The following is a 2,948-nucleotide window of genomic DNA, read 5'->3' on the forward strand; positions in this document are numbered from 1 at the left end:
CGGCGATCGCGCTGACCGTTATCAGCGTCGTCGTCATCAAAATGGGTCTGCTGAAGTGGGCGTGGATTCCAGGGATTCCACTGTTGTGGGATCTTGCGGTCACGCTGACCGCGTCGTGGCAGAAGATTTTTTCTCCAGATCCCAACGTGGGCTACTGGACTCAGCATTCCCGATATGCCGCCGCAAAAGCGGCCGGTAAGACGGCGTTCGGTTCGGCGAAGACATCTGGTCAGCTCAACGACGTGATCAGGAACACGTTTGTCCAGGGCACGCTATCGGTGATGTTCGCCAGCGTGGTCGTGATTGTGATCGTAGTCGCAATCATGGTGGTGTACAGGACAATTCGCGGATACGGCAAACCGCTGACTGAAGATGATCCAGTGCCGTCAAGGCTGTTCGCGCCGTCAGGCATGATCTCTAGCGCGAGTGAACGCGAACTAGGGAGACAATGGGACGAGCTAAGTCTGACGCCGACGCGCCAGTCCGGTTCCGGCGTGTGTTCGACGGAGTCTCCTATTATTGGAGCACCTTGATGAGCACGGCGGCCGAATTCACAGCTGCCGCATAGCGTCACGCGATCGGGCGGCAACGGATCCGGCCGCTTGAGGAAGCACGCTCGTGCACCGCTCCTATGCCGTTGCGCCACAGCATTTTTGGCGAAATGTTTGGCTCAATCGCAGATGCCTATCAGAATGAACAGATGGAGAACAGGCGGGAACGGATAAGGTTGGACTGGTGACAGTATCAACTGATCGCAGGAGCCGGCTCTTCAAGGGTGACCCGCAAGCGGTAGCCACCCGGCTCCTCCGCCGGCCAAAACTGCCGCAGGCCATGCCGTCGGCACGCCCCGAATCCGTCGCCGACTTTGACCTCGACCCCCGCGAAACCCGGGAGCGTTGGCTGACGTTCGCGCGGCGCATGGCGATCACCACCTGGGCCCTTGTCGTGGCCTACCGGACCCTGACGGACGGGCTCGCATTTAATCGCGAATTGCTGCTGCTCTATATCGCCACCGGGCTCATCGCGGCCAGCATCGGTCGAGGGCACAAGGTATTCGCGGTCGTGCGCGACTGGCTGCCGTTCGCGCTTGTGCTGCTGGTGTATGACTTCAGCCGGGGAGCGGCAGCGCTGGTCGGAGCGCCTACGTTGTGGCATTTCCAGCCCCAGGCGGACCGGTGGTTGTTCTTCGGCACCGTCCCGACCGTGTGGTTGCAGGAGCGCATCAAGATGCCGCACCCGCCGTGGTGGGAAGTGATCATCAGCGGCATCTACATGTCGTTTTTCGTCCTGCCCTATGTGGTCGCCGGAGTGCTCTGGCTGTGCAGCCGAAGCGACTGGGCGGCGTATGTCAGACGGTTCGTCGCGTTGTCCTTCGCCGCGCTGGTTGTCTACATCGTGCTACCGGCAGCGCCGCCGTGGGCAGCGGCCCGCTGCACGTCGGCCGACGTCGCCGGTGGCCCGGCCAACCCGCACTGCATGTTCAGAAGCCCCGCACACGTCCCGCACGGCGGGCTGCTGGGCGCCATGCACAGAAGCCAGCCCGGTGCCCATCAGTTTGTAGAGCGGATCTCCACTCGTGGCTGGGGAACGCTGCACCTGCAATCGGCGGGAGCTCTGGTCAACTCCGGACAGGCCAGCGTGAATCTGGTAGCAGCGATTCCGTCGCTGCATGCCGCGGTGACGGCGATGACCTCGGTCTTTCTGTGGCGGCTGGTAAAGGCGAGGTGGCGTCCGGTGCTGGTGGCTTACCCGTTGGCAATGGCCTTCGTGCTGGTGTACTCCGCCGAGCACTTCGTAGTCGACATCTTGTTGGGCTGGGCGCTCGCAATGATCGTGGTGCTGTTAATCCGTCCTGTCGAGTCTTGGTGGTTCCGGCGCCGCGCGACGAAGTCAACCGCGGCTGGCTTGCTCCAGCCAGCGGGCGATCTTAGCCGCGGCCTGGCCGTAGAAAGTGCGGTAGACGCGGTCGGCGACGTAACCGATGTGCGGGGTCGCGACCACGTTGTCCAGCGAGCGCAGCGGGTGCCCGGTTGGCAGCGGCTCGGTGTCGAAGACGTCGAGGCCGGCCCCGGCGAGCCGGCCCGACCGCAAGGCGTCGACGAGGGCTGGCTCGTCGACGATCGGGCCGCGGGATGTGTTGATTAGCAACGCCGTAGGTTTCATCAGTCCCAATTCGGCGGCGCCGACCAGACCACGGCTGCGCTCGCTGAGCACCAGATGGATGGTCAAGACGTCGGCGCGGCTGAACAACTCGCCTTTGGACACGTAAGTCGCACCGGATTGTTCGGCGGCCTCCGGGGTCAGGTTCGTGCTCCACGCGATGATGTCCATCCCGAACGCCGTCCCGACTCGCGCCACCCGGCTGCCGATCCGCCCCAGGCCAAGCACGCCCAACACCGTCCCGCCGAGCTGACCACCGACCGATGTCTGCCAACCACCGCCGCGCACCGACAGTGATTCGTCGACGATCCGGCGGGCGGTAGCAAGGATCAGTGCCCAGGTCAGCTCCACCGTCGACTCCACGTAGCCGCCGGTGGTGCTGACATAGATGCCGCGTTCCTTGGCGGCTGCGACGTCGATGGATGCGTTGAACGGCCCGGTAGAGGCGATCATCTTCAACCGTGGCAGGCGTTCGATGACGGCACGCGGCAACGGTGTGCGCTCACGCATCACGCACACCACGTCGAACGCCGACAGCCGCTCCACGACGGCGTCCTGGTCGGCGAGGTGATCGGTGAAGACGGTGAGGTCGGCGCGCGCCGCCACCTCCGACCAGTCGGCCATGCTCAGCGCAACATTCTGGTAGTCGTCGAGGATCGCGACCCGCATCGTGCCAATGTCCCACACGCGGTTTGACCGGCCCCCGGGCCGGGTAAATACCCCCGACGCAAACCAGCGTGACCACAAGTCATATCAAGAGGAAGCAGAAGCGCATGGGCGCCCACGAC

1 protein-coding gene and 2 pseudogenes are annotated in these 2,948 nt (G+C 63.9%); 2 read left to right on the top strand and 1 reads right to left on the bottom strand.

From position 1 onward, the window contains the following. Positions 1–533, top strand: a pseudogene (locus WAN71_RS20820) (carbon starvation protein A); the annotation flags it as partial. A gap of 385 nt (positions 534–918) precedes the next feature. Continuing rightward, positions 919–1,845, top strand: a pseudogene (locus WAN71_RS20825) (phosphatase PAP2 family protein); the annotation flags it as partial. A gap of 45 nt (positions 1,846–1,890) precedes the next feature. On the opposite strand, the gene WAN71_RS20830 reads toward WAN71_RS20825, so the two are convergent. Further along, entirely contained in the window at positions 1,891–2,829 is a 939-nt protein-coding gene (locus tag WAN71_RS20830) for a D-2-hydroxyacid dehydrogenase family protein (protein ID WP_422227145.1), read from the bottom strand. Between the last annotated feature and the right edge of the window lie 119 nt (positions 2,830–2,948).

It is taken from the genome of Mycobacterium sp. (genome assembly GCF_049280035.1).
GTDB lineage: Bacteria > Actinomycetota > Actinomycetes > Mycobacteriales > Mycobacteriaceae > Mycobacterium.

Excerpts from the sequence above, each read along its gene's own strand:
- WAN71_RS20830 (WP_422227145.1), bottom strand. The coding sequence starts at position 2,829 with ATGCGGGTCGCGATCCTCGACGACTACCAGAATGTTGCGCTGAGCATG.